Genomic DNA, 19,116 nt, shown 5'->3' with positions numbered 1-19,116 from the left:
GGACACCGTTTCCGGTGTCCCCCTCGGGGCTGCTAGTCGCGGGCCGCGGTCAGGAATTCGGCGTGTTCCTGGAGTGAGCGCACTCCCACGTCGCCGTGGTTCAGGGCATCGATGCCCTGTACCGCCGCCGCCAGCGCCTGGACCGTCGTCAGGCAGGGCACGGAGCGGGCCACGGCCGCCGTACGGATGTCGTAGCCGTCGAGGCGGCCGCCGGTGCCGTACGGCGTGTTGACGATCAGGTCGACCTCGCCGTCGTGGATGAGCTGGACGATGGTTTTCTCGCCGTTCGGTCCGGTGCCCTCGGACTGCTTGCGCACGACGGTGGCGTTGATGCCGTTGCGCTTGAGGACCTCGGCGGTGCCGGAGGTGGCCATCAGCTCGAAGCCGTGGGCGACCAGCTCGCGGGCCGGGAAGATCATCGAGCGCTTGTCGCGGTTGGCGACCGAGATGAAGGCGCGGCCCTTGGTCGGCAGCGGCCCGTAGGCGCCCGCCTGGGACTTGGCGTAGGCCGTGCCGAAGACGGAGTCGATGCCCATGACCTCGCCGGTGGAGCGCATCTCCGGGCCGAGGACCGTGTCGACGCCGCGGCCGTGGATGTCTCGGAAGCGGGACCACGGCATCACGGCCTCCTTGACGGAGATCGGCGCGTCCAGCGGCAGGGTGCCCCCGTCGCCGGTCGCCGGGAGCAGGCCCTCGGCGCGCAGCTCGGCGACGGTGGCGCCCAGCGAGATGCGGGCGGCGGCCTTGGCCAGCGGCACCGCGGTCGCCTTCGAGGTGAAGGGGACCGTGCGGGACGCGCGCGGGTTGGCCTCCAGGACGTAGAGGATGTCTCCGGCCAGCGCGAACTGGATGTTGATCAGGCCGCGCACGCCGACGCCCTTGGCGATGCCCTCGGTGGAGGTGCGCAGCCGCTTGATGTCGAAGCCGCCGAGCGTGATCGGGGGCAGGGCGCACGCCGAGTCGCCGGAGTGGATGCCGGCCTCCTCGATGTGCTCCATGACGCCGCCGAGGTACAGCTCCTCGCCGTCGTACAGCGCGTCGACGTCGATCTCGATCGCGTCGTCCAGGAAGCGGTCGACGAGGACCGGCCGGGACGGGCTGATCTCGGTCGACTCGGCGATGTACGCCTCAAGGCGGGTCTCGTCGTAGACGATCTCCATGCCGCGTCCGCCCAGGACGTAGGAGGGCCGCACCAGGACCGGGTAGCCGATCTCGTCGGCGATGGCCTTGGCCTCGCCGAAGGTGGTGGCGGTGCCGTGCTTGGGGGCCGGGAGACCGGCGTCGGCCAGGACCCGTCCGAAGGCGCCGCGGTCCTCGGCGGCGTGGATGGCCTCCGGGGAGGTGCCGACGATCGGCACGCCGTTGTCCTTCAGTGCCTGGGAGAGGCCGAGCGGGGTCTGCCCGCCGAGCTGGACGACGACGCCGGCGACCGGTCCGGCCTGCTGCTCGGCGTGGACGATCTCCAGGACGTCCTCCAGGGTGAGCGGCTCGAAGTAGAGCCGGTCGGAGGTGTCGTAGTCGGTGGAGACGGTCTCGGGGTTGCAGTTGACCATCACGGTCTCGTACCCGGCGTCGGACAGCGCGAAGGAGGCGTGGACGCAGGAGTAGTCGAACTCGATGCCCTGGCCGATGCGGTTGGGACCGGAGCCCAGGATGATCACCGCGGGCTTCTCGCGGGGCGCGACCTCGGTCTCCTCGTCGTAGGAGGAGTAGAAGTACGGCGTCCTCGCGGCGAACTCGGCGGCGCAGGTGTCGACCGTCTTGTAGACCGGGCGGACGCCGAGCGCGTGCCTCACCTGGCGGACCACGTCCTCGCCGAGGCCGCTGATCTCGGCGATCTGCTGGTCGGAGAAGCCGTGCCGCTTGGCCTCGGTGAGCAGGTCGGCGGTCAGCTCGCGGGCCTCGGCGATCTCGTCGGCGATCTCCTTGACGAGGAAGAGCTGGTCGACGAACCAGGGGTCGATCTTCGTGGCCTCGAAGACCTCCTCCTGGGTGGCGCCCGCGCGGATGGCCTGCATCACGGCGTTGATGCGGCCGTCGGTGGGCCGCACGGCCTCGCGCAGCAGCTCCTCCTTGTCGCCGGGCTCGCCGACGAAGGTGAACTGGCTGCCCTTCTTCTCCAGCGAGCGCAGCGCCTTCTGGAAGGCCTCGGTGAAGTTGCGGCCGATGGCCATGGCCTCGCCGACCGACTTCATGGTGGTGGTGAGGGTGGAGTCGGCGCTCGGGAACTTCTCGAAGGCGAAGCGCGGTGCCTTGACGACCACGTAGTCGAGCGTGGGCTCGAAGGAGGCCGGGGTCTCCTGCGTGATGTCGTTGGGGATCTCGTCGAGGGTGTAGCCGACGGCGAGCTTCGCGGCGATCTTGGCGATGGGGAAGCCGGTCGCCTTGGAGGCGAGCGCCGAGGAACGCGACACGCGCGGGTTCATCTCGATCACGATGACGCGGCCGTCGACCGGGTTCACCGCGAACTGGATGTTGCAGCCGCCGGTGTCGACGCCGACCTCGCGGATGATCGCGATGCCGACGTCGCGCAGCACCTGGTACTCGCGGTCGGTCAGCGTCATCGCGGGCGCCACGGTGATCGAGTCGCCGGTGTGCACGCCCATGGGGTCGAAGTTCTCGATGGAGCAGACGACCACGACGTTGTCGTTCTTGTCGCGCATCAGCTCCAGCTCGTACTCCTTCCAGCCGAGGATGGACTCCTCCAGGAGCACCTCGGTGGTCGGCGAGAGGGTGAGGCCCTGTCCGGCGATGCGGCGCAGTTCCTCCTCGTCGTGGGCGAAGCCGGAGCCGGCGCCGCCCATCGTGAAGGAGGGACGGACGACGACGGGGTAGCCGCCGAGCGCGTCGACGCCCTTGAGGACGTCGTCCATGGAGTGGCAGATGTGGGACCGGGCGGACTCGCCGTGGCCGATCTTCTTGCGGACCTCCTCGACGACCTCCTTGAACAGGTCGCGGTCCTCGCCCTTGTTGATGGCCTCGACGTTGGCGCCGATCAGTTCGACGCCGTACTTCTCCAGGACCCCGTTGCCGTGCAGCGAGATGGCGGTGTTGAGGGCCGTCTGGCCGCCCAGGGTGGGCAGGAGCGCGTCGGGGCGCTCCTTGGCGATGATCTTCTCGACGAACTCGGGGGTGATCGGCTCGACGTAGGTGGCGTCGGCGATCTCCGGGTCGGTCATGATCGTCGCCGGGTTGGAGTTCACCAGGACGACGCGCAGGCCCTCGGCCTTGAGGACGCGGCAGGCCTGGGTGCCGGAGTAGTCGAACTCGGCGGCCTGGCCGATGACGATCGGGCCGGAGCCGATGACCAGGACGGACTGGATATCGGTGCGCTTAGGCACGCTGGCCCTCCATCGAAGCGGTGCTCATCAAAGACGTGAAGCGGTCGAACAGGTAGGCGGCGTCGTGCGGGCCCGCTGCCGCTTCGGGGTGGTACTGGACGCTGAAGGCCGGCCGGTCGAGGAGCTGGAGGCCCTCCACCACGTTGTCGTTGAGGCAGACGTGGGAGACCTCGGCGCGGCCGTAGGGGGTCTCGGCGATCTTGTCGAGCGGAGCGTCGACGGCGAAGCCGTGGTTGTGCGCGGTGACCTCGACCTTGCCGGTCGTCCGGTCCTGCACCGGCTGGTTGATGCCGCGGTGGCCGTACTTCAGCTTGTACGTGCCGAAGCCGAGGGCGCGGCCCAGGATCTGGTTGCCGAAGCAGATGCCGAACAGCGGAGTGCCGCGCTCCAGGACCGCCCGCATCAGGGCGACCGGATGGTCGGCGGTGGACGGGTCGCCGGGGCCGTTGGAGAAGAACACGCCGTCGGGGCCGGCGGCGTAGACGTCCTCGACGGTGGCCGTGGCGGGCAGGACGTGCACCTCGATGCCGCGCTCGGCCATGCGGTGCGGGGTCATGCCCTTGATGCCGAGGTCGATCGCGGCGACGGTGAACTTCTTCTCGCCGATCGCCGGGACGACGTACGACTCGGTGGTGGCGACCTCGGCGGAGAGGTCGGCGCCGCTCATCTCGGGGGCCTGGCGGACCTCGGCGAGCATGGTGCCCTCGTCGGGCAGCGCGTTGCCGGAGAAGATGCCGACGCGCATGGCGCCGCGCTCGCGCAGGTGACGGGTGAGGGCGCGGGTGTCGATGCCGGAGATCCCGACGACGCCCTGGGCGGCCAGCTCCTCGTCGAGGGAGCGCGTGGAGCGCCAGTTGGAGGGCACGCGCGCGGGGTCGCGCACGACGTAGCCGGCGACCCAGATCTTCTTGGACTCCATGTCCTCGTCGTTGACCCCGGTGTTCCCGACGTGCGGGGCGGTCATGACGACGACCTGGCGGTGGTACGACGGGTCGGTGAGGGTCTCCTGGTAGCCGGTCATGCCGGTGGAGAACACGGCTTCGCCGAAGGTGGCCCCCACGGCCCCGTAGGCGCGGCCGCGGAAGATCCGGCCGTCCTCCAGGACGAGTACGGCGGGAGTCCGGTGGGCTCCCCTGGTGGAGGTCGTCATCGTGCGCCTTCCGTTTCCGTCTTGTTGATCATGTCGTTCAGGGTTTCGACCCACTCGTTGTGCTCGGCCGCGTGGTCGGAGCGGAAGCCGGAGTCGATCAGTCTGTCGCCGTGGGCCCAGGTGACGACCAGCAGGCCGCCCTCGGTGAGGACCTTGCCGGCGATGCCCTTGTCGAGCCGGGCCTCGCGCAGCGCGGCGACGGGGACGAAGAAGTCGGCGGCGCCGGGGCGTACGACGTCCAGTCCCGCGCCGGTCAGGGTCAGCTCGACCCTGCTGCGGGTGCCCAGGCCGTGCGCGACGATGCGGTCCAGCCACTGCCCGGCGGTGGTGGAGCCGTGGTAGCGGCCGCTGAGCACCAGTTTCGCCGCACCGGGCTCGTCGGGCGCGGCGGGGAGGGCGGGCAGGTCGCTCTGGAGGGTGCCGCGCCACTTCCAGCCCTCGCGCATCAGCCAGTACACGAGCGCGACGAACAGGCCGAGGCCCACGACCCAGCCGACTCGGGCGGCCCAGTCGGTCACTTCCGCCGATTCCTTCTCGGCGGCCAGCAGGATTACCGGTGCTACAGATGTCACGTGAGCTTCCCGTCGACGAGCGTGGCCTTGCCCCGCAGCCACGTGTGCGTCACACGGCCCGGCAGCTCACGACCCTCGTAGGGGGTGTTGCGGCTGCGCGAGGCGAAGCCCGCGGGGTCCACCCGGCCACGGTATGCCTCCTCGACCAGGGTGAGGTTGGCGGGCTCACCAGCCGAGACGGGACGGCCGTGTCCGGTGGCCTGTCCGATCTGCGCGGGCTTGAAGGACATGCGGTCGGCGACGCCGGCCCAGTCCAGCAGGCCCGTGTCCACCATGGTCGCCTGCACCACCGACAGCGCGGTCTCCAGGCCGACCATGCCCATGGCGGCGGCGGCCCACTCGCAGTCCTTGTCCTCGTGCGGGTGCGGGGCGTGGTCGGTGGCGACGATGTCGATGGTGCCGTCGGCGAGCGCCTCGCGCAGGGCCGTCACGTCACGCTCGGTGCGCAGCGGCGGGTTGACCTTGTAGACCGGGTTGTAGGACCGGACCAGCTCGTCGGTGAGGAGCAGGTGGTGCGGGGTGACCTCGGCGGTGACGTCGATGCCGCGGGACTTGGCCCAGCGGACGATCTCGACGGAGCCGGCGGTCGACAGGTGGCAGATGTGGACGCGGGAGCCGACGTGCTCGGCGAGCAGCACGTCCCGCGCGATGACCGACTCCTCGGCGACGGCGGGCCAGCCGCCGAGGCCCAGCTCGGCGGAGACGACGCCCTCGTTCATCTGGGCGCCCTCGGTGAGCCGGGGTTCCTGGGCGTGCTGGGCGACGACGCCGCCGAAGGCCTTCACGTACTCCAGGGCGCGGCGCATGATCACGGCGTCGTGGACGCACTTGCCGTCGTCGGAGAAGACGGTGACGCCGGCCGCGGACTCGTGCATGGCGCCCAGCTCGGCGAGCTTGGCGCCCTCCAGGCCGACGGTGACGGCGCCGATGGGCTGCACGTCGCAGTAGCCGGACTCCTGGCCGAGCCGCCAGACCTGCTCGACGACACCGGCGGTGTCGGCGACCGGGAAGGTGTTGGCCATGGCGAAGACGCTGGTGTAGCCGCCGCTCGCCGCGGCGCGGGTGCCGGTGAGGACGGTCTCGGAGTCCTCGCGGCCGGGCTCGCGCAGGTGGGTGTGGAGGTCGACCAGGCCGGGCAGCAGCACCTTGCCGCCGGCCTCGACCACCTCGGCGCCCTCGGCGGACAGGTCCGGGCCGACCGCCTCGATGACGGTGCCGTCGATCAGCACGTCCTGCGGCTCGCCGCCGAGCACCTTCGCACCGCGGATCAGGGTCTTGCTCATGTTCTTACTTCTCCTCGGTGGGTCGGGCGTGGGAGACGGCGGGCTCGGCGCCGCCGAGCAGCAGGTAGAGGACGGCCATCCGCACGGAGACGCCGTTGGTGACCTGCTCGACGACGGTGCAGCGGTCGGAGTCGGCGACCTCGGCGGTGATCTCCATGCCGCGGACCATCGGGCCGGGGTGCATCACGATGGCGTGGTCGGGCATCTTCGCCATGCGCTCGCCGTCGAGGCCGTAGCGGCGGGAGTACTCGCGCTCGGTGGGGAAGAAGGCGGCGTTCATGCGCTCGCGCTGTACGCGCAGCAGCATCACCGCGTCGGACTTGGTCAGGGTCGAGTCGAGGTCGTAGGAGACCTCGCAGGGCCAGGTCCCGACGCCGACCGGCAGCAGGGTGGGCGGGGCGACGAGGGTGACCTCGGCGCCGAGGGTGTGCAGCAGGTCGACGTTGGAGCGGGCGACGCGGCTGTGCAGGATGTCGCCGACCAGGGTGACGCGGCGGCCGTCGAGGTCCTTGCCGAGGCCGGCGTCGGGGCCGACCAGGCGGCGGCGCATGGTGAAGGCGTCCAGGAGGGCCTGGGTGGGGTGCTGGTGGGTGCCGTCGCCCGCGTTGATGACGTGGGCGTCGATCCAGCCGGAGGTGGCCAGGCGGTAGGGGGCGCCGGAGGCGCTGTGCCGGATGACGACGGCGTCGACGCCCATGGCCTCCAGGGTCTGGGCGGTGTCCTTGAGGGACTCGCCCTTGGAGACGCTGGAGCCCTTGGCGGTGAAGTTGATGACGTCTGCGGACAGGCGCTTCTCGGCGGCCTCGAAGGAGATCCGGGTCCGGGTGGAGTCCTCGAAGAAGAGGTTGACGACGGTACGGCCGCGCAGGGTCGGCAGTTTCTTGATCGGCCGGTCCGCGACCCTGGCCATCTCCTCGGCGGTGTCGAGGATCAGGACGGCGTCGTCGCGGGTGAGGTCGGCGGCCGAGATGAGATGACGCTGCATCTGTCAGGCTCCGTAGGGCGATTCATGCGGAAGAGCGGGATGATTCGGGCGGCCGGGCGCATGCGGGGGCGCGCCGAGCAGGCGTACGGCTCGGACGGGCGCGTACGCGGGTGTTACGGGCGGGCGCCCGGGGCGTCCGGCTTGGCACCGAGCAGCACGGTGTCGCGACCGTCCTCCTCGGCGAGCTGGACCTTGACCGTCTCCCGCAGCGACGTCGGGAGGTTCTTGCCGACGTAGTCGGCGCGGATGGGCAGTTCGCGGTGGCCGCGGTCGACGAGGACGGCGAGCTGCACCGCGCGCGGGCGGCCGATGTCGTTCAGCGCGTCGAGGGCGGCTCGGATGGTGCGGCCGGAGAAGAGCACGTCGTCGACGAGGACGACGAGCCGGCCGTCGATGCCGTCACCGGGGATCTCGGTGCGGGCGAGAGCGCGCGGCGGGTGCATGCGCAGGTCGTCGCGGTACATGGTGATGTCGAGCGAGCCGACCGGCATCTTGCGCTCGGTGATCTGCTCCAGCTTGTCGGCGAGCCGCCGGGCGAGGAAGACGCCGCGGGTCGGGATGCCGAGGAGCACCACGTCGTCGGCGCCCTTGGCGCGTTCGACGATCTCGTGGGCGATGCGGGTGAGCACCCGCGCGATGTCGGGCCCTTCCAGCACGGGCCGGGCCTCGGACTGGGCGACCGACTGCCGGCCGCTCTGCACGTCCTGCTTCTTGTCCTGCTGCTTGTCCATACGAAACGGACCCCCTTCTCCGCCTCACGGGACGGACCTTAAAGGACGTCGGATTTGCGCCACCTACGGTACCAGGCCCACAAAACCGGTCCGGCAGCCCCCTGACACTCCCCCCATCACCCGTCTGCCGCATCCCGACCACCCGTTCGGAGCAACGGAAGGCGAATATCACGGAAGAGCCGGTGCGGACCATTCGGCTTGACGCAGCAGAGTAACGCTGCGTAACCTCACAGTGAGTTACCAGCCGCGCGGCCGACAACAGAGCCTGCCGCGTCGACACCTTGTCCGGGGAGCCATATGTCCAGCGAATACGCCAAACAGCTCGGGGCCAAGCTCCGGGCCATCCGCACCCAGCAGGGCCTTTCCCTCCACGGTGTCGAGGAGAAGTCCCAGGGCCGCTGGAAGGCCGTGGTGGTCGGCTCGTACGAGCGCGGCGACCGTGCCGTGACCGTGCAGCGCCTCGCCGAGCTGGCGGATTTCTACGGCGTCCCCGTACAGGAGCTGCTGCCGGGCACCACCCCGGGCGGCGCCGCCGAGCCGCCGCCGAAGCTGGTCCTGGACCTGGAGCGGCTGGCCACCGTGCCGGCCGAGAAGGCGGGCCCGCTCCAGCGCTACGCGGCGACGATCCAGTCGCAGCGCGGTGACTACAACGGCAAGGTGCTCTCGATCCGCCAGGACGACCTGCGCACGCTCGCCGTCATCTACGACCAGTCGCCCTCGGTCCTGACCGAGCAGCTGATCAGCTGGGGCGTCCTGGACGCGGACGCGCGCCGCGCGGTGGCGTCCCACGAGGAACTCTGAGCCTCGATCACCTCAGCAGAAACGTGCCGCCGGGGTGGCCGGAACCGTTCATTCGGTCCCGGCCACCCCGGCGGCTTTTTGCACGTCGTAGGCTCAGCGCCGCGTAAGGGGCGCGGGGAACTGCGCGACCAGCCACAGACAACCCGCAGCCGCTCACGCCACCGCACCCCCACGACGCTGCGCCCCCGCACAACCTGCGGAGCTACTCGCGGCGCAGCGACGGCTTCAGGTCCTTCAGCCGACCCAGGAGGCCGTTGACGAACGAGGGTGAGTCGTCCGTCGAGAACTCCTTCGCCAGCTGCACCATCTCGTCCAGGACGACGGCGTCCGGGGTCTCGTCGACCCAGATCAGCTCGTACGCGCCCAGGCGCAGGATGTTGCGGTCGACGACCGGCATCCGGTCGAGCGTCCAGTCGACCGAGTACTGGGCGATCAGCTCGTCGATGCGTTCCGCTCGCGCGGCGTAGCCCTCGACCAGCTCCATCGTGTACTCGCTCACCGGCGGCTGCCGGGTGTCGGACCGGGAGTGCCGGACCCAGTCGGCGAGCACCGTCAGGACGTCGGCGCCGCGCTGGTCGCCCTCGAAGAGGATCTGGAAGGCGCGCTTGCGGGCCGTGTTGCGAGCAGCCACGGTTAGCTGTTCACCCGGCCGAGGTAGTCGCTCGTACGGGTGTCGACCTTGATCTTCTCACCGGTGGTGATGAAGAGCGGGACGCTGATCTGGTGACCGGTCTCCAGGATGGCCGGCTTGGTGCCGCCGGTGGAGCGGTCGCCCTGGACGCCCGGCTCGGTCTCCTGGATGGTCAGCTCGACGGCGGCCGGCAGCTCGACGAAGAGGACCTCGCCCTCGTGCTGCGCGACGGTGGCCTCGAAGCCCTCGACGAGGAAGTTGGCCGCGTCGCCGACGACCTTGCGGTCGATGTGCAGCTGGTCGTAGGTCTGCATGTCCATGAAGACGAAGTACTCGCCGTCCATGTACGAGAACTGCATGTCCCGCTTGTCGACGGTGGCCGTCTCGACCTTGACCCCGGCGTTGAAGGTCTTGTCGACGGTCTTGCCGGAGAGCACGTTCTTGAGCTTGGTGCGCACGAAGGCCGGGCCCTTGCCGGGCTTGACGTGCTGGAACTCGACGACGGACCAGAGCTGGCCGCCTTCGAGCTTGAGCACCAGGCCGTTCTTGAGGTCGTTCGTGGAAGCCACGGTTTGGGAATCTCCTGGACTGGACTGACGTGGACGACCTCGGGGTTGCGCGCACAGCGCGAGGCTAGAGCGCGAGCAGCTCCTTGGTCGTGATGGTGAGTAGCTCGGGTCCGCCGTCCGCCTCGGGGCGCACGACGAGCGTGTCATCGATCCGGACCCCGCCCCGGCCCGGGAGGTGGACTCCCGGTTCGACGGTGACCGGCACACAAGCGTCCAGTTTACCCATGGCCGCGGGGGCCAACTGCGGGTCCTCGTCGATTTCGAGTCCGACACCGTGACCGGTGAGCGCCGGAAGGTTCTCCGCGTACCCCGCCGAGTCCAGTGCCTGGCGAGTGGCGCGGTCCACATCACGGCAGGCCGCACCGGGTGCGAGGGCCTCACGTCCGGCTCGCTGGGCGGAGAAGACGAGGTCGTACAACTCGATCTGCCAGTCGGCCGGCGAGGTGCCGATGACGAACGTACGGCCGATCTCACAGCGGTATCCCCGGTACGTCGCGCCCAGGCACACGGAGAGGAAGTCGCCCTCCTCCACCCTCCGGTCGGTGGGCCGGTGGCCGCGGCGCCCCGAGTTCGGGCCGGTACCGACGGAGGTGGGGAAGGCCGGGCCGTCGGCGCCGTGGTCGACGAGGCGGCGTTCCAGCTCCAGGGCCAGGTGCCGCTCGGTGCGGCCGACCAGGATGGACTCCAGGAGTTCGCCGAGTGCCTGGTCGGCGATCTCGGCGCCGATGCGCAGGCAGGAGATCTCCTCCTCGTCCTTGACGACCCGGAGCTGCTCGACGGCCTGGCCGAGGTCGGTCAGGCGCAGCGCGGGGGCGACCGAGGACATGGCCCGGTGCCGGACCACGGTGAGGTGGTGGTCCTCCGTGGCGAGGGACTCGGCGCCCTGGTCCGCGGCGAGTCCGGTGGCCGTGACGGCCGGATCACCGCCGGGTCCGGGCAGCGTGCGCACGGGCAGCGCCTCGTCGGGACGGCCCTGTGCGGGCCGGTCGTCCGGCGGGCCCGAGCAGACCAACAGGTCCTCGGTCCTGCCGAGCAGCAGCACGGCGCCGTGCGGGGCGGCGCCGGCGAGATAGCGCACGTTGGCGGGCCGGGAGACGAGCGCCGCCGCGCTGCCGCCCGCGTTGCAGCGTTCCCGTAGGCGCGTCCGGCGGGCCGCGTAGACCTCTGACATGAGCCGAGCGTATGGCTCCGCCGGTTGGTGTGCCGCTCGGGTGGGCCGAGTGGGCGGGGCCGGGGACCGCGGGGTGCGCCTGTAGGGGTGGGGCCTTGGATTGTGTGGCGGCCTACCGCCGGTGGGGGCTTGTCGCGCCGTTCCCCGCTCCCCTTCGGGGCGCTTTCCTCCCCGGCGCTTACCAGTTCGGGGGGCTCGCTATGGAGCGGGAGAGGACCTCGTCGAGGAGCTGGGCGGTTTCCGGGATGTCGAGTTGGGAGTTGTCGATGATGGGGAGGCCGGAGCCGTACCAGCCGGCCATGCGGCCGTGGATGCGGGCGACCTCCTCGTCGGTGAGGCGCCGGTTGCCGCTGCGTTCGGCGTTGCGCTCCAGGACGATGTCCAGGCCCGGCAGGAGGACGACCGGAAGCAGGCCGGGGCCGACGTGCCGCTTCCAGCCGCCGAGGCCGACGACCGGGCGGTCCGGGAAGACCGCGTCGTCGAGGATGCAGGAGATGCCGTTGGCGAGGAAGTTGCGCGCGGAGAAGCCGCAGGTGCGGCGGGCGAGGCGGTACTGGGCCTCCGAGTGCTCGTTCCACCCGGTCTGGGGGTCGGCGAAGCCGGAGCGGACCCATTCGCGGACGTCGTCGAGGCTGATGTGCGCGGTCGGGACCCGCCGGTGGTCCGCCCAGTACTTGGCGACGCTGGTCTTGCCGGCGCCCGCGGGGCCGATGAGCAGCACGGCCAGGGTGGTCGTGGTGGGGTCGGGCGCGGCGGCCGTGGCGGGGGGCACGCTGGGCACGGCCACCGGGCCGCCGGGGGGCAGCGGCACATGGCCCGTGGTCTCCGGCGCGGGCGCGGCGGGGGCCGGCCGGGGCGGCCCCGCGGCGGGAGCCGGCTGACGCGGGGCCGGGCCGGGGGCCGGGTGCGCGGCCGGGGACTGGAGCGGTGCCATGGGGTGCCCCGGTGCCGGAGGCGGGACGGGGGCGGGTCCCTGGGGCGGACCAGGGTGGTGTGCGGCCGGGGACCAGCCGAGGGCCGGTCCGTGCCCCGGCTGGTGGGGCGGCGGCAGCGGAGAACCCACTGGGTGCTGCATCCGGTGCCACTCCGTCTCGTACAGGCAGGCGATGGGCGCTGGCGGCGGGAAGGGGGCCCGCCGTCCTGCTACCGAACGGTACCGCCCCCGGCCGTCGTTTGGTGAACGGCCGGGGGCGGTCCGAAGTGCCCGTCCGGCAGGGCGAATCGGGCGGAAGGGAACACCGGGGTACTACTCGCCCACCTCGCCGTAGGCGGCGAGGAGGACGGCCGGGTCGGGGCCCTCCAGCACGGTGGGCTTGGCCAGGCCGTCCAGGACGATGAAGCGCAGCAGGTCGCCGCGGGACTTCTTGTCGACCTTCATGTTCTCGACCAGCTTGGGCCACTGGTCGTAGCGGTAGTGCAGTGGGAGGCCGACCGCTTCGAGGATGCTGCGATGGCGGTCGGCGGTGGCGTCGTCCAGCCGTCCGGCCAGGCGTCCCAGTTCGGCGGCGAAGTGCATGCCCACGGAGACGGCGGCGCCGTGACGCCACTTGTAGCGCTCGTTCTTCTCGATGGCGTGGCCGAGGGTGTGGCCGTAGTTGAGGATTTCCCTGACACCCGCTTCCCTCAGGTCGGAGGAGACCACCTCGGCCTTGACCTTGATGGAGCGCACGATCAGCTCGGCGGTGTGCGGCCCGGTGGGGGTGCGTGCGGCCTCGGGGTCGGACTCGATCAGGTCGAGGATCGCCGGGTCGGCGATGAAGCCGGCCTTGATGACCTCGGCCAGTCCGGAGACGTAGTCGTTGACCGCGAGCGAGTCCAGTGCGGCCAGGTCGCACAGCACACCGGCGGGCGGGTGGAAGGAGCCGACCAGGTTCTTGCCCTCGGCGGTGTTGATGCCGGTCTTGCCGCCGACGGCCGCGTCCACCATGGCCAGCACGGTGGTGGGCACGGCGATCCAGCGCACCCCGCGCAGCCAGGTCGCGGCCACGAATCCGGCCAGGTCGGTGCTGGCACCGCCGCCCACCCCGACGATGACGTCGGTGCGGGTGAACCCGGACTGGCCGAGCGCCTTCCAGCAGTACGCGGCGACCTCGGCGGTCTTGGCCTCCTCCGCGTTGGGCACCTGGATGGCGATCGCCTCGTAGCCCTGCTCGGCGAGGTCGGCGCGCAGGGCGTCACCGGTCTCGGCGAGCGCCTCGGGGTGGATCACCGCGACCCGCTTGGCCATTGCGCCGATCAGGCCGCCCAGCTCACCCAGGAGCTGACGGCCCACCAGGACCTCGTAGGGGTCGGACCCGGCGGTGCCGCCGACCTGGATCTTCGTCACATCGTTCACCACAGCGTCCTCCGGCCGGGGGTCCGGGAGTTGCCCCCCGGGAGATACGGTCAACTCCACTGCGTCCAGGACGGCTTGGGCGACTTGTTCCGGATTGCGGCCGTCCGTGGCCACGACGGCCGCGGCAACCTCCTCGTAGAGGTGGCGGCGGGCCTCCATGAGCTCGCGCCACTGCTTGCGCGGGTTGACCGCCAGCAGCGGGCGCGCCGCGTTCAGGCCGGTGCGCTTGACTGCCTCCTCGACGTCCATCGAGAGGTAGACGACGCGTTGAGCGGCGAGCAGCACGCGTGTGTCCGCGTCGAGGACCGCGCCGCCACCGAGGGCGAGGACCCCGCCGTGCTCGACGAGCGCGCTCCGCACGGCCTCCTTCTCCAGGTCACGGAAGGCGGCCTCGCCCTCGTCCACGAAGATCTCGGCGATGGCCCGCCCCTGGGCGGTGACGATGTCCTCGTCGGTGTCGCGGTAGCCGACGCCGAGCCGCTCGGCGAGCAGCTGCCCGACGGTGGACTTGCCGACGCCCATCGGGCCGACGAGGACGACCAGCGGTGCCCCGGTCACCGGATGGCCAGGTTGTCGAGGTACGAAGACACGTTGCGGCGGGTCTCGGCGACCGAGTCACCGCCGAACTTCTCCGCGACGGCGTCGGCGAGCACGAGGGCCACCATGGCCTCGGCGACGATTCCGGCGGCCGGCACGGCGGACACGTCGGAGCGCTGGTGGTGGGCCTGAGCGGCCTCGCCGGTGGTCACGTCCACGGTCTTCAGGGCGCGCGGCACGGTGGCGATCGGCTTCATCGCGGCGCGCACCCGCAGCAGTTCACCGGTGGTCAGGCCGCCCTCGGTGCCGCCGGAGCGCCCGGAGACCCGGCGGATGCCGTCGGGCGTGCTCACGATCTCGTCGTGGGCCCGGGAACCGGGCACGCGGGCCAGTTCGAAGCCGTCGCCGATCTCGACGCCCTTGATCGCCTGGATGCCCATGAGCGCGCCCGCGAGCCGCGCGTCGAGCTTGCGGTCCCAGTGGACGTGGGAACCGAGGCCCACCGGCACGCCGTAGGCCAGGATCTCGACGACCCCGCCGAGGGTGTCGCCGTCCTTGTGGGCCTGGTCGATCTCGGCGACCATGGCCTCCGACGCGTCCGCGTCCAGGCAGCGCACCGGGTCGGCGTCCAGCCGCTCGACGTCGTCCGGCGTCGGGTACACACCCTGGGGCGCCTTCGCCGAGGCCAGTTCGACGACGTGGCTGACGATCTCGATGCCGGCCGTCTCCTTCAGGTACGAGCGGGCCACCGCGCCCAGCGCCACCCGGGCCGCCGTCTCGCGGGCGGAGGCGCGCTCCAGGACCGGCCGGGCCTCGTCGAAGCCGTACTTCTGCATGCCGGCGAGGTCCGCGTGGCCGGGGCGCGGCCGGGTCAGCGGGGCGTTGCGCGCGAGGCCGGCCAGCACCTCCGGGTCGACCGGGTCGGCCGCCATGACCTGTTCCCACTTGGGCCACTCGGTGTTGCCGACCATGACGGCGACCGGGGAGCCCATCGTCAGACCGTGCCGGACACCGCCGAGGAAGGTGACCTCGTCGCGCTCGAACTTCATGCGCGCACCGCGGCCGTAGCCGAGCCGCCGCCTCGCCAGGTGGTCCGCCACCATGTCGGTGGTGATCGGCACGCCGGCGGGCAGTCCCTCCAGCGTCGCGACGAGTGCGGGACCGTGGGACTCCCCCGCGGTCAGCCAGCGCAACCTGCTCAACGGTGCTCCTCAATACTCGCGCCCCGGTATGCCCCGTGTACGCGCCTTGTCCGCGTACACGATGGTCCGACCGGGTGCGCGGCCCCGGCCCGCCGCCTCCGATCCTCCCACGTCCGGTCGCCGGACCCGGCCGCCGGTCCATCTGCCGGACGCGCGGACGGACGCGCGGGAGGCCCGCACGGCGTCAGGCGGGACGGTTGCCCTGCTGCTGCGAGGGGGCGTAGGAACCGAGGAAGTCCGCGCCGCTCTCCTGCCGCTGTGCCGGGGCGTAGGGGCCCAGGAAGTCGGCGCCGCGCTCCCCCGACTGTGACGGCGCACCGGGGCCCGGACGGCCGGTGACGGTGCCCCGGCCGTACTGCACCGCACCCGGCGGCGCCTGCCCCGCGCGGCTCGCGCGCCGCCGGGAGATCCCGCGCTTCGCCTTGACCACCCAGCTCGCGACGACGGCGAGCACGATCAGGGCGAGCACCGTGATCTGCACCCAGTCCGGCAGGAAGCCCAGGACTGCCTCGAAGATCTGGCTCTTGGCCGAGGCCAGCGGCACACCTGTGTACATGGATCGTCTTCCCCTCCCGTCCCGCCCCCTGCGGAACCGGAGGGATACTAGCGATCCGCGAGCGCCCGCTCCCCCACTTTTCGCATGGCGGCCAGCGGGGCGGGAGCACGGCCGGTCATCTGCTCCACCTGGAGCACCGCCTGGTGGAGCAGCAGGTCGAGGCCGCTGACGACGGCACCGCCGTACGCCGACCAGCGGGCGGCGAGCGCGGTGGGCCAGGGGTCGTAGAGCACGTCGAAGAGGGTGGCCGGCATCTCGGGCACGGCGGCGGTGAGCGCGTCGGTGGCGCCGGCCGGTGTGGTGGCCACGACCAGCGGGGCGTGCAGAGCCTCCTCGGCGTCCGCCCAGTCGGCGATGCGCACGTCGACGTCCAGCCGCTGGGCCCAGCCCCGCATCTCGGCGGCGCGCGCGGCGCTGCGCACGTAGACGGCGACCTCGCCGGTGCAGACCCGGGCCAGCGCGGCCAGCGCGGAGGACGCGGTGGCGCCGGCGCCGAGGACCGCGGCGGTCTCGACCTTCTCGATGCCGTGTTCGCGCAGGGCGGCGACGATGCCGGGGATGTCGGTGTTGTCGCCGGTCCTGCGGCCGTCGCCGGTGAAGACGACGGTGTTCACCGCGTCCACGGAGGCTGCCGTCTCGCTGACCGAGTCGAGCAGCGGGATCACCGCCCGCTTGAGCGGCATGGTCAGCGACAGCCCCGCCCACTCGGGCCCCAGCTGCGCGAAGAACCCCGGCAATGCCGCCTCGTCGACGTCGAAGCGCTCGTAAGTCCAGTCTCCGAGACCCAGCTCCGTGTAGGCGGCGCGGTGCAGCGCCGGGGAGAGGGAGTGGGCGATCGGGGAGCCGAGCACGGCGGCCCGGTGCCGGTCAGTTGCCGGAGCTGGCATCGAACTTGTCCTTCAGCTTCAGGAACTCGTCGTGGGTCTTGGCGAACTCGGTCTTCTTCACACCGTCGGTGGCCACGAAGTAGATCCAGCCGTCCTTCGTGGGATTGAGGGCCGCCTGCAGGGCCTCTTCGCCGGGGTTGCCGATGGGTCCGGGCGGCAGACCCCGGTGGTAGTACGTGTTGTACGGGTCCGGGTTGCTGTTGATCTCGGACTCAGCAATGTTGATCTTGCTCTGGCGCATCAGGTAGTTGAACGACGAGTCGAACTGGAGCTTCTGGTTCGTCTCGGTGTTGGACTCCTTGAGCCGGTTGTAGATGACCTCGGCCATCTTGCGGAAGTCCTCGTGTGTCTTGCCCTCCGCCTGCACCAGGCTCGCGGCGGTGAGCAGCTCCCACGGGCCCTCGAGACCGAGGCCCTCCGCCTTCTCCTTGAGGCCGATCTTCTCGTACTGCTCGCCGGCACGTGCCACCATCTGCTTGAGCACGTCCTTCGGCTTCTGCCCCTTGGCCACCGAGTAGCTGGACGGGTAGAGGAAGCCCTCCAGCGGGTCCTTGACGTCCTTGTGGTTCAGCGCCCATTCGGGCAGGCCGAGATCCTTGTACTCGGACTTGGCGACCTTGGCGGTGGTACCCGCCTTCACCTCGAGGCGCTTGTCGATGAGCTCGTAGATGCTGGCGTTCCGCCAGCCCTCGGCGATGATCAGGTTGCTGCGGCTCTTCGGGCTGAGCATGAGCTCGACCGCGCTGTCGGCCGACATCTCCTTCTGCAGCGTGTACACGCCGTCCTGGATGCTCTTGCCCTGGGGGTTGCTCTGCTGGGCGGCGATGAAGGCGTCGACGCTCTTCACCACTCCCTGCCGTTTGAGTTCCTGGCCGATCGTGGAGCCACCCGCGCCCTTGGGGATGGTGACGGTCACCTGCTCGCCGTTGCCGTCGCCCGCGAAGTCCGGCGCCGCGCCGAAACGATCCTGGTAGAACTGGTAGCCGAAATACCCGACACCCGCCACGCCGCCGCCGAGCACCAGGCAGACGACCAGGCAGGCGCATCCGCTGCGGCGCTTCTTGGGCTTTCCGCCACCCCGGGTCCTGCGGTCCTCGCGGCCGCCACGGCCGTCGCCCGCCGCGTCATCGTCGTCGTCGGCGTCCCCGCCGGCGAAGAAGGCGTGCTCCCCCTCGTCGGGCCCGGGGTCCCAGTCGGTGCGCTGCGGCTCGGGCTCGGCGCGCCGCCGGGCGGGCGGCTCCGGCGGCGGGTACGCCTCGGGGGTTCCGTAGAAGTCGGGCTGTTCGGCGCCGTAGCCGCCGGCCTGCTGTCCGTAGGGGTCGGACGGGTCGGCCGGGTACTGCGCCTGGGGGTGCGCGCCGCCGCCCCAGCCGTTGTCGTGCCCCTGCTGCGGCTGGGCCTGGGGCGCGTACTGCTGGTCGTACTGCTGCTGACCGTACTGGTGCTGGTCGTACTGCTGCTGGTTGTACGGGTGGCCGTACTGGTCGTACTGCTGCTCGGGGTGCTGGTGGCCGTACTGCTGGTCGTACTGCGGCTGCCCCCCGCCGTACGACTGCTGGCCGCCGTTGCTCCAGTCGCCGTAACCCTGCTGCGCCTGCTGCTCCGGATACTGCTGCGGCTGGCCGCCGTAGGGGGACTGCTGACCCGCATGGGCCTGCTGTCCGCCCCATCCGCCGTCCCCGTACAACGGGTCCTCCGGATGCCACGGTTCGGAGCCTGGGCCCCGGCCATACTCAGTCATCGATCCCCTAGAGCCGCGAGGCGACGGGGGGCGCGACCTGTGCCGAAGGGCCCGCTTCCGTTCCGCCTCTTGCTGTGCGGTGGCTGTTCGAATGCCTCCGCATCGCGCGGAACGTTACCGTACCGCGATCAGATGACCACTTCGACGCCCTCGCCGGGGGGCCTGCCTGACACCCGTTCGGATTCCAGGGCCTGCTGGAGGATGATCACAGCGGCGGCCTGGTCGATGACCGACCGGCCCTTCTTGGACTTCACCCCCGAGGCGCGCAGTCCCTGACTCGCGGTGACCGTCGTCATCCGCTCGTCGACGAGCCGGACCGGGACCGGGGCGATGCCTCGGGCCAGTTCCTGCGTGAAGCGTCTGACCTTGGCCGCGGCCGGGCCCTCGCCCCCCTTGAGGGAGCGGGGGAGGCCGACGACGACCTCGATGGGCTCGTACTCCGCGACCAACTGCCTCAGGCGCCGGTGCGCCGCGGGCACGTCGCGGCCGGGGACGGTCTCCACCGGGGTGGCGAGGATGCCGTCGGGGTCGCAGGACGCGACCCCGATACGGGCGTCGCCGACGTCGATCGCCAGGCGGCGGCCGCGGCGCATCGCCGGGCCGTCCGTCCGGTCTTCGGGCGGT

17 protein-coding genes are annotated in these 19,116 nt (G+C 71.3%); 1 reads left to right on the top strand and 16 read right to left on the bottom strand.

Annotation, left to right across the window (positions count from 1 at the left end):
- Nucleotides 1-32: 32 nt before the first annotated feature.
- The 6 genes from carB to pyrR all read right to left on the bottom strand — a co-directional run bounded on the left by carB (nucleotide 33) and on the right by pyrR (nucleotide 8,062).
- Complete coding sequence (carB, locus tag ACIQFU_RS20650; protein ID WP_402553304.1) at nucleotides 33-3,341, bottom strand: carbamoyl-phosphate synthase large subunit; 3,309 nt, start codon at nucleotides 3,339-3,341, stop codon at nucleotides 33-35.
- Nucleotides 3,334-4,491: a glutamine-hydrolyzing carbamoyl-phosphate synthase small subunit gene (gene carA / locus ACIQFU_RS20645; protein WP_402553302.1), complete on the bottom strand. Its 1,158-nt coding sequence runs from the start codon at nucleotides 4,489-4,491 to the stop codon at nucleotides 3,334-3,336. The genes carB and carA overlap by 8 nt, the downstream gene beginning before the upstream one ends.
- Entirely contained in the window at nucleotides 4,488-5,063 is a 576-nt protein-coding gene (locus ACIQFU_RS20640) for a hypothetical protein (protein ID WP_402553301.1), read from the bottom strand. The genes carA and ACIQFU_RS20640 overlap by 4 nt, the downstream gene beginning before the upstream one ends.
- Nucleotides 5,060-6,346: a dihydroorotase gene (locus ACIQFU_RS20635; protein WP_402553299.1), complete on the bottom strand. Its 1,287-nt coding sequence runs from the start codon at nucleotides 6,344-6,346 to the stop codon at nucleotides 5,060-5,062. The genes ACIQFU_RS20640 and ACIQFU_RS20635 overlap by 4 nt, the downstream gene beginning before the upstream one ends.
- Nucleotides 6,347-6,350: 4 nt before the next feature.
- Entirely contained in the window at nucleotides 6,351-7,331 is a 981-nt protein-coding gene (locus tag ACIQFU_RS20630) for an aspartate carbamoyltransferase catalytic subunit (protein ID WP_402553298.1), read from the bottom strand.
- 113 nt (nucleotides 7,332-7,444) lie between these two features.
- Nucleotides 7,445-8,062, bottom strand: a complete 618-nt coding sequence (gene pyrR / locus ACIQFU_RS20625) for a bifunctional pyr operon transcriptional regulator/uracil phosphoribosyltransferase PyrR (protein ID WP_402553296.1) — start codon at nucleotides 8,060-8,062, stop codon at nucleotides 7,445-7,447.
- Nucleotides 8,063-8,359: 297 nt separating this feature from the next.
- Between pyrR and bldD the strand changes: the two genes are divergently transcribed.
- Nucleotides 8,360-8,863 (top strand): transcriptional regulator BldD, encoded by a 504-nt coding sequence (gene bldD, locus ACIQFU_RS20620; protein ID WP_007447547.1) that lies wholly within the window; start codon nucleotides 8,360-8,362, stop codon nucleotides 8,861-8,863.
- Nucleotides 8,864-9,065: 202 nt separating this feature from the next.
- Here bldD and nusB read toward each other — a convergent pair whose 3' ends face one another.
- The 10 genes from nusB to ruvX all read right to left on the bottom strand — a co-directional run bounded on the left by nusB (nucleotide 9,066) and on the right by ruvX (nucleotide 19,085).
- Complete coding sequence (nusB, locus tag ACIQFU_RS20615) at nucleotides 9,066-9,494, bottom strand: transcription antitermination factor NusB (protein ID WP_007447535.1); 429 nt, start codon at nucleotides 9,492-9,494, stop codon at nucleotides 9,066-9,068.
- Between the two features lie 2 nt (nucleotides 9,495-9,496).
- Nucleotides 9,497-10,063, bottom strand: coding sequence for an elongation factor P (efp, locus tag ACIQFU_RS20610; RefSeq protein ID WP_373906320.1), 567 nt, complete (start codon nucleotides 10,061-10,063; stop codon nucleotides 9,497-9,499).
- 64 nt (nucleotides 10,064-10,127) lie between these two features.
- Complete coding sequence (locus tag ACIQFU_RS20605) at nucleotides 10,128-11,234, bottom strand: aminopeptidase P family protein (protein WP_402553294.1); 1,107 nt, start codon at nucleotides 11,232-11,234, stop codon at nucleotides 10,128-10,130.
- Nucleotides 11,235-11,412: 178 nt separating this feature from the next.
- Nucleotides 11,413-12,309 carry a Pro-rich N-terminal domain-containing protein gene (locus tag ACIQFU_RS20600; RefSeq protein ID WP_402553292.1) on the bottom strand — a complete coding sequence of 299 codons (897 nt, stop codon included), beginning with the start codon at nucleotides 12,307-12,309 and terminating at the stop codon, nucleotides 11,413-11,415.
- Between the two features lie 171 nt (nucleotides 12,310-12,480).
- The gene (aroB, locus tag ACIQFU_RS20595; RefSeq protein ID WP_402553444.1) at nucleotides 12,481-14,091 is read right to left on the bottom strand and encodes a 3-dehydroquinate synthase; all 1,611 of its coding nucleotides are present in this window, start codon (nucleotides 14,089-14,091) and stop codon (nucleotides 12,481-12,483) included.
- A gap of 32 nt (nucleotides 14,092-14,123) precedes the next feature.
- Nucleotides 14,124-15,308 (bottom strand): chorismate synthase, encoded by a 1,185-nt coding sequence (gene aroC, locus ACIQFU_RS20590; protein ID WP_402553291.1) that lies wholly within the window; start codon nucleotides 15,306-15,308, stop codon nucleotides 14,124-14,126.
- A 184-nt stretch (nucleotides 15,309-15,492) separates the two neighbouring features.
- A complete protein-coding gene (locus ACIQFU_RS20585; protein ID WP_402553289.1) occupies nucleotides 15,493-15,864 on the bottom strand; it encodes a hypothetical protein in 372 nt (123 codons plus the stop codon).
- A 47-nt stretch (nucleotides 15,865-15,911) separates the two neighbouring features.
- Entirely contained in the window at nucleotides 15,912-16,751 is an 840-nt protein-coding gene (locus tag ACIQFU_RS20580) for a shikimate dehydrogenase (RefSeq protein ID WP_402553288.1), read from the bottom strand.
- Nucleotides 16,732-18,492 carry an endolytic transglycosylase MltG gene (gene mltG, locus ACIQFU_RS20575; RefSeq protein WP_402553287.1) on the bottom strand — a complete coding sequence of 587 codons (1,761 nt, stop codon included), beginning with the start codon at nucleotides 18,490-18,492 and terminating at the stop codon, nucleotides 16,732-16,734. The genes ACIQFU_RS20580 and mltG overlap by 20 nt, the downstream gene beginning before the upstream one ends.
- A gap of 128 nt (nucleotides 18,493-18,620) precedes the next feature.
- Entirely contained in the window at nucleotides 18,621-19,085 is a 465-nt protein-coding gene (gene ruvX / locus ACIQFU_RS20570) for a Holliday junction resolvase RuvX (protein WP_402553443.1), read from the bottom strand.
- Between the last annotated feature and the right edge of the window lie 31 nt (nucleotides 19,086-19,116).

The organism is Streptomyces sp. NPDC093065 (genome assembly GCF_044754585.1).
Taxonomy (GTDB): Bacteria; Actinomycetota; Actinomycetes; order Streptomycetales; family Streptomycetaceae; genus Streptomyces.
Note: the sequence above shows the minus strand (reverse complement) of the source record. Positions and strands in the feature narration are given on the sequence as shown.